The organism is Desulfosarcina sp. (genome assembly GCF_041551955.1).
In the GTDB taxonomy this organism is placed as follows: domain Bacteria; phylum Desulfobacterota; class Desulfobacteria; order Desulfobacterales; family Desulfosarcinaceae; genus Desulfosarcina.
In genome coordinates, this window is record NZ_JBFELV010000243.1 from 1 (window position 1) to 7,572 (window position 7,572).

Annotated in this window: 9 protein-coding genes; 7 read left to right on the forward strand and 2 right to left on the reverse strand. The window is 53.5% G+C overall.

The features are described 5' to 3' along the window. The 6 genes from ABYV26_RS16545 to ABYV26_RS16570 form a co-directional block, all read left to right on the forward strand. The coding region (locus ABYV26_RS16545; RefSeq protein WP_372682462.1) for a LemA family protein at window positions 1-419 on the forward strand (419 nt) is incomplete at its 5' end. 211 nt (window positions 420-630) lie between these two features. Then, window positions 631-1,077 (forward strand): YidB family protein, encoded by a 447-nt coding sequence (locus ABYV26_RS16550; RefSeq protein WP_372682463.1) that lies wholly within the window; start codon window positions 631-633, stop codon window positions 1,075-1,077. 129 nt (window positions 1,078-1,206) lie between these two features. Beyond that, window positions 1,207-1,611 (forward strand): large-conductance mechanosensitive channel protein MscL, encoded by a 405-nt coding sequence (gene mscL, locus ABYV26_RS16555; RefSeq protein ID WP_372682464.1) that lies wholly within the window; start codon window positions 1,207-1,209, stop codon window positions 1,609-1,611. A 57-nt stretch (window positions 1,612-1,668) separates the two neighbouring features. Beyond that, entirely contained in the window at window positions 1,669-2,592 is a 924-nt protein-coding gene (locus ABYV26_RS16560; protein ID WP_372682465.1) for a neutral zinc metallopeptidase, read from the forward strand. Between the two features lie 21 nt (window positions 2,593-2,613). Next, a complete protein-coding gene (locus tag ABYV26_RS16565; protein WP_372682466.1) occupies window positions 2,614-2,853 on the forward strand; it encodes a hypothetical protein in 240 nt (79 codons plus the stop codon). A gap of 63 nt (window positions 2,854-2,916) precedes the next feature. Further along, window positions 2,917-3,783 (forward strand): ATP-binding protein, encoded by an 867-nt coding sequence (locus ABYV26_RS16570; protein ID WP_372682467.1) that lies wholly within the window; start codon window positions 2,917-2,919, stop codon window positions 3,781-3,783. A 53-nt stretch (window positions 3,784-3,836) separates the two neighbouring features. On the opposite strand, the gene ABYV26_RS16575 is transcribed toward ABYV26_RS16570, so the two are convergent. Together ABYV26_RS16575 and ABYV26_RS16580 are read right to left on the reverse strand one after the other, a co-directional pair. Further along, window positions 3,837-4,427, reverse strand: a complete 591-nt coding sequence (locus ABYV26_RS16575) for a YfiR family protein (RefSeq protein WP_372682468.1) — start codon at window positions 4,425-4,427, stop codon at window positions 3,837-3,839. Between the two features lie 53 nt (window positions 4,428-4,480). Then, a complete protein-coding gene (locus tag ABYV26_RS16580; protein ID WP_372682469.1) occupies window positions 4,481-6,547 on the reverse strand; it encodes a TonB-dependent receptor plug domain-containing protein in 2,067 nt (688 codons plus the stop codon). 258 nt (window positions 6,548-6,805) lie between these two features. Here ABYV26_RS16580 and ABYV26_RS16585 point away from each other — a divergent pair. Then, the coding region (locus ABYV26_RS16585) for a CHASE sensor domain-containing protein (protein ID WP_372682470.1) at window positions 6,806-7,572 on the forward strand (767 nt) is incomplete at its 3' end.

Sequence of the window (7,572 nt, forward strand, 5' to 3'; positions counted from 1 at the left end):
GCTTCAATCTGATACCCAACTTGATACGGGTCATTGAAGGGTACAGTGCGCATGAAGCCAAGGTTCTACTGTCAATCAGTGAAAAGCGAAATAGTTCGACAACCATGTCTGATCGCGTTGAGGAGGAAAGTCAGATATCGAAATCACTGCAACGTGTTCTGGCTTTAGCCGAAGCCTACCCCGATCTTAAGGCCAGCGCCAATTTCCACAATCTGCAAAACCATTTAAATGATGTCGAGGAAGATATCCAGAAAGCTAGAAATCGCTATAATAGTTCCGTGAATCAATTCAATACGTTGGTTGAATCGTTTCCTGCCTCCGTAATTGCCGGGAAGTTTAGTTTCGAAAAAGGTCATTATTTTTCTCTCGATTTGGCAACGCAAAGAGAACTTCCCGAGGTCCATTTCTCCAAGTCCTGAAATTAAAAAAAGGGGAAATGGCAAGCGAGGAAATATGCTCCTTTGATAATATGATGGAGACCGCCCTTGTGGCATATCGGTGGTGGCCATCTTTAAACCGTGTATCTCCAAACATGATGGACTCGCAAAAAGTCGTTTTTACCAATCCGTCAAACATGCTTGATAGTAAAGGCATGCAAAATCAACCTACAATTAACCGGGAGGATTTATCATGGACATGGCAAATCTGCTGAAAATGGGCGCAACCGCGTTCATCAATAGCGAAAAGAGCGGTGATGCCGGCAGTGGCCTGGATATGAGCAGCCTGATATCAGCTCTATCCAGCCTCGCTGGAGGAGGCCGCGGCATAGGCGGTTTCGACTTGGGTTCATTGTTGTCAAAGATGGATACTGGCGGACTTGGCGGCATCGCTAAATCCTGGCTTGGCGATGGAAGCAATCAAGCCATCTCGCCTGATCAGATTACCAGCATGCTCGGCGCCGATAAGATATCAGGCTTTGCATCCAGACTGGGACTTAGCGAAGAAGAGGCGGCCGGAGGTTTATCTGACGCGCTTCCGCAGATGGTGGATAAAGCCAGCAGCGGCGGCTCACTGCTGGATTCAATCGGTGGCCTATCCGGTGCTATGGGGATGGCAGGCAAATTATTTGGCAAGTAGACGAAGGACCTCCACTCATCGGATGATCCTTCTCCGTGTTTCCGTGTATGCACCACAGAGATGGTCTCATGATAATTGGCTAAGCGGGCTTTAAAAACCTTTCCCCATGTTAATCAGGAGGGAGTAATTATGGGTATGATGAAAGAGTTTAAGGAATTTGCCGTCAAAGGGAATGTGATCGATATGGCGGTTGGCATCATTATTGGCGCAGCATTTGGAAAAATCGTTTCTTCATTTGTTGCCGATGTGATCATGCCGCCAATCGGTTTGCTGGTTGGAGGGATCGATTTCACCAACCTGGCCATAACGCTCAAGGAAGCTTCTGGAGATATACCCGCTGTCGTCATCGGTTATGGAAAGTTCATTCAGACGGCCGTCGATTTCACCATTATCGCATTTGCCATTTTCATTGCCATCAAAGGAATCAACTCCCTGAAACGCAAAGAGGAAGAAGCACCCCAAGCGCCGCCAGAACCCCCGGCACAGGAAGTCTTGCTTGCCGAAATAAGGGATTTGCTCAAGAAGCAGGCGTAATCCCTTCTCAGTATAACTGCGTATAGCAGCGAAAAATCAGCCGACTGGAGAATCGTTATGCGTTGGCGTGGAAATCGTAAGAGCAGCAATGTGGAAGATAGACGTGGTATGCGAGCCTCTGGATCCGGACGTCTAAGCGGTGGCAGCGGTATGCTACGTCTCCTTCCCATGGTATTTAAGCTTTTAGGATTTAAAGGGACCTTGGTACTTGCAGCGTGTGTGGGTGCTTATGGGTTATTTACCGGGAACCTCGGCAATTTATTGGGGGGCCTTGGTTTACAACAAGACCCTTCCATCACTAGACCCGCAGTCCAGTTTCATGAAACCGCCGAAGAAAAAGAGCTGGTGGATTTCGTTTCCGTCATCTTGGCCGATACCGAAGATACCTGGACCACCTTGTTCCATCAAAGGGGGAAAACATACACGGAACCACGACTCGTGCTCTTTCGTGACGCCGTCGATTCCACTTGCGGAATGGCTCAGTCAGCCGTGGGACCCTTTTATTGCCCTGGCGATCAACACGTTTACATCGACCTGGGTTTTTTTGATCAGTTGAAAAATCGATTCAACGCGCCAGGGGACTTTGCCCAGGCCTATGTCATTGCCCACGAAGTGGGCCACCATATTCAGACACTGCTGGGTATATCCGACCACGTGCATGCGGCTCGCAGAAAGCTGAACACGGCAGAAGGCAACCAGCTCTCTGTTCGACTGGAGTTACAGGCCGATTGCCTTGCGGGCGTCTGGGCCAACCATGCCAATCGTACCCGGCAACTGCTCGAAGTCGGTGATTTGGAAGAAGGGCTATCTGCGGCCAGTGCCATTGGTGATGATACGCTACAGAAACAGTCACAGGGTTATGTGAGTCCTGATTCATTTACCCACGGCAGTTCGGCACAACGCGTCAAATGGTTCACAATCGGATTGGAGAGCGGCGACATGGCCAGCTGTGACACATTCAACAATTTTGGAGCAAAGTGAGAAGGCGATATTCCCGGCGTCGTGCTGGTGTTCCGAGATACCACCGAACGGCAGCGTATGGAAAAAGAGCTGCTCAAAATGGAAAAACTGCAGTCCCTGGGGGTGCTGGCCGGCGGGATTGCCCATGACTTCAACAATTTTCTGACCGGCATCATCGGCAACCTGTCACTTGCCAAGATGGATGTGCAGCCTGGTCATCCGGTGGGCCGGGCGCTGGGCGAGATGGAAAAAGCGGCCTTACGGGCCAAAGACCTGACCTAGCAGCTGCTCACCTTTTCCAAGGGCGGTGCGCCCGTCAAACAGATCACGCGCATTGACGACCTGGTGCGTGAGACCGCGCAATTCGCCCTGCGCGGATCCAACGTGCGCTGCGAGTTCAACATTGACGACGATTTACGATCTGCCGATGTCGATGACGGCCAAATTGCCCAGGTGATTCACAACCTCATGATCAATGCCGATCAAGCCATGCCGGATGGCGGGGTGGTTTCCATTCGGGGCATGAATATCCTCCTTGCACCAGGCAATCCGTATGCCCTTGATCCCGGCAACTACGTCCAGCTGTGCATTCGAGACCAGGGCACGGGCATCAAGCGGGGGCACCTGAAAAAGGTGTTCGACCCGTATTTTACCACCAAGCAAAAGGGAAGCGGGTTGGGGCTGGCTGTGGCTTACAGCATCATTGCCCGGCACGGCGGGCAATTGACGGTGGTCTCGACGCTGGGGGAGGGTACCACCTTCAGCCTTTTCCTGCCTGGTTCTCAACGGGAACAGGCAACCGACAACCACGCACCTGACGGTTTGATCGTCGGCAGCGGCCGAATCTTGGTAATGGATGACGAGGAATTCATCCGAGAATTAGTCTCGGTAATGCTACCCAAAGTGGGATACGACGTTGTGCTGACACATGACGGTCAGGCCGCCGTGAACGCTTACAAAGACGCCCTTGAAGCCGATACACCCTTCGATGCGGTTATCCTGGATTTAACTGTACCCGGAGGCATGGGAGGAAAAGAAACCCTGCGCCGCCTCTTGGATGTTGACCCCAACGTGCGGGCCATTGTATCCAGTGGTTATTCCAATGACCCGGTGATGGCCAGTTATGCCGACTATGGATTCTGCAGCGCCGTTAAGAAACCCTATCTGGTTCAGGAGATGAGCCAGGTGCTCAATAGGGTAATCAAAAAGTAGGTGGGCATGTTGCCGTTGATGCCATCATACCGTCAATGGTGCGGATCCAGTCGTCACCCGGCAGAATCTTCCAGAATCACCGCCAGCTTCAATAACCTGGAGCTGATTTTTAAACCCGCCCGCTTGGCTTGCTTGAGGTTGATCTCAAATCTGACTTTATTGTCCTCCATAAAAAAATTGATTATGACCCCGCGTCTGGCATAGGTTGCCGCATCGCCGACCGTCAGCACGGGTGATCCATCGAGGCGCCGGAGAATTTCAGGCAGATTCTTTTCCTCTGAGCCGGAAATGAACAGAATGTCACATTTCTGCGCACGGTCGTTCCAAGCAGGGAAACGTTGGACCTTCAGGCTTTCATCGCCCACTGCCTTGCCTGCAAGCGCCTCCATTTCGCTGCCGAAGGGATCCTCACCGAGGATGCCGATCGTAAAGGGTCGACCCTTTTCACCGCCATGGGCGGGCCATTCGATGAACTTGGTGAAGTTGTATAGAAAAGCGGCCTTAACTCGGTATTCCACGGACGCCGCCGAGGCGGAGCCAGCCAGGAGGCTGCCCTGGCAGAGCAGGAGGAACCCAGCAACCAGGCCCAGGATACAGGCCGCTTTATGCTTGGTGAAGCGTTTTATCGAAGACCAGTTTAACATGCAGCGAGATTCCTGTTTCTGGATGGTCATGGACAGCTCGGTCGACCAGGGATTTAGAATCGCCAGGTTATTTTGGCATAGACACTGCGCTGCACCTCGGTGGCCACGGTTCCCAAAAACTCGGGCTCGAACTCCGGGTGCCGGTTTTCCAGCAGGTTCTGGCCCACCAGGGCCAACTCGACCCCGTCCGCGGGTTCCCATGCCAGGCGGGCGTCCAGAGTCAGGTAGCTCGAAATGTCATATGCGGGCAGACGGTCGACATAGCGCGCCCACAGGTCCAGTTCCACGTCGCCCGGCAGGTTGAAGGATGACTGGAGCGAAAACTGGTGCTTTGGGCTCGAATCCTGGGTATTGGTCAATAGCTGTTCCGGGATACTTTCGCTTGTCAGCGATAAATTTGATTGCAAGTAACTATAGTAGCCTTGAAGTCTTAGGAAACTCGAAACCTGCCAATCGGCTGCCACCTCAAGGCCATAGGTATGGCCCGCCATCTGGTTTCCCATCAGTGACGGGATGATCAAATGGGGCGGTGCCGGATCGAGTTCCAACACTGGTGTTTGGGGTTCGGTGGTCCGCAGGTAATCGTAATCGTTGTAGAAGATCGCCACATCGACTGACAAGGCATCCAAGGGTTGGGTTCGATAACCGGCTTCATAGGCCCACAGCTCCTCGGTTTTAAAATCGTCAGTGCCGACAACCACCGGCTGTATCGCCAAGAAGTTCGGCGGCGTGGGCGGGAAGACCTTGTCCCGAACCCGCGAGTCGGTTTCCCCACGGGACGGGGTCCTTACCGCCCGCGCCGCCGACAGCCACATGGAGTTGCGTTCATCCGCCTTGAACAGCAGTCTGGCGTTGGGCTGGAACTCAAACCCGGTGAAATCGTTGTGTTCGAGCTTGGTGCCCAGGGTTAAAAAGGCGAATTCCTCAAACAGCTCGATCTCATCTTGAATGAAACCGCTGAAAAGCTCCTGATCGTCACTGGCAGGGTCGAGTTCTATGACTTGACTTCCCCGGACCGAATCCTGGATGTTGCGGTATCCCAACCCCCACACGATTTCCTGCCGCTGACCCAATTGAAAGCGGTGCTGAAAATCGACATCGTAGGTGTCCACCCGAAAGCCGCCCACGAAGCTGTCCCATTCGGCGCGGTCGAAGTAAAGCTGCAGGCCCAGATCGGAACCTGCCCCCAGATCCCGTTCCCAGCGCCCCAGCAGGTGGCTGCCGTTGAAGTCCCCGTCGATATCGTTAATTTCGGCATAGGGCGGCGTGTAGGTGCCTATCTCCACCGTGTCCCCCGTTGTTCCGCCGTAAGTCTCACCTTGGAGCATGTATCGGCTGTCCGATTCCAGCGCGCTGTCCAACCGGAAGCCGCCTCTCAGGAAATCCCAGCCGTCGGCGGCATCACTGCCGTCGGCAAACACCGCTTCGTCCCGGTCGAAATACTTGCCGAAAAAGCGGTAGTGGATGTCATCTTTGAAAGTTCCCCCGTAGCGGAAGCTTCCGAAAGCCTTCTCCTCGGTGCCTGCCCCGGCGACGACCAGTCCACCTTGGGTATCGGCGGCAGATTTGGTGATGATGTTGATCACCCCGTTGACCGCGTTGGCACCCCAGATGCTTCCCCCAGGTCCACGGATCACCTCGATGCGGTCCACATCCTCGAGCAGTGTGTCCTGCACCTCCCAGAACACGCCTGAAAACAAGGGGGTATATACGCTGCGGCCGTCGATGAGCACCAGCAGCTTGTTGCCGAAACGCCCATTGAAGCCCCGGGAGGTGACGGCCCACTGGCTTGAGCTGATCTTTGCTACCTGTATGCCCGGTACCATGCGCAGCGCCTCGGGGATCGAGGTAACCCCGGAACGGCGGATATCTTCATTGGTGATCACGAATACCGCGGCAGGCGCGTCCGACAACTTCTGGCTCTTCTTGGACAGGGAGGTAATCTCGATGTCCATCAAGGCTTCGATGGACAGTTCGGTGAGATCGGGCGGCAGCGTCTCCGCTGCGGCGGATGAAATGAAACAGAACCCTATCCCGTGGATGAGCAACCCGCTCAACAGCACCATCGAGATTGCCCAGCGGAAAAATGCCCCAATTGGATGTCCGATCGAATAGTTCATAACAACAGCCCCTTTTGGTCTGAGCGTGAGTGATTTCGTTGCGAAGAGAAATCGGCAAGATCCTAAATATCTTTAGAAAAAAATAAAACCATTTACTTCCTTCAATATCGAACCGGAAAATTGCCTTTCCAATTAAAGTAATGGGCCTAAGTGGTCGATAGATGCCCTAAGTTTTTCATTAGATCTTAAACAACACTTCAGGCATGGTTTGATGCTCAGGCGGCGGCGTTTCAAGCCAGTCTTTATCGTGGGTGACGGATGAACAACAAATCACTAGGGTCACGAAAAAATCATTTTTCGATCAGGGGAAAGCTGTTAATCATTTTGAGCCTGACAGCGGTTTTGACCCTGCTGCTGGTCACCACGGCCCTGGTTTTCAATGAGAAGTGGAGCACCCGAAAAAACCTCGTCCGGGAGTTGCGTTCAATGGCGGATGTGGTTGCCTTGAACATCGGTGCCGCCCTTTTGTTTAACGATGAGCAGACCGCCCGAGAAGATCTGGCTTCATTGGCGGCTAAACCTGAGATCGCAGCGGCGATTTTATACGATAAAAACGGTGGCGTGTTCAGCCAGTTCAGCCCGGGTGCCAATGCTGCGCCGCCCTGGGTCAGCGAATTGCGAGGCCGGTACCCGGACCAGCAGGCATTTACTCACAACCTGTTGTCCGAAACCGGCACGTTCTTCCTGTCGGAGGGCCACCTGCATGTGGTCCGGCCCGTGATTGTCGACAATGCGATCGTGGGTGCCATTCAACTGGTCGACAACATGCAGCAGATGCGTGAACGGCTCAACGCCTTTTACCTGGTCGTGTCGTCAATCGTCCTGATCACCCTGATCGTGGTTCTGATCGTATCCGCCCGCATGCAACGAATATTTACCGGCCCCCTGTTCGGCCTGATGCAGTCTATCGATGCCGTCATCCGGGAGAAGAATTATGCGGTGCGGGTCGACAGACAGAGCAACGATGAGTTCGGCGTCCTGATCGACCGTTTCAATGACATGATTGGTGAGATTCAACACCGGGA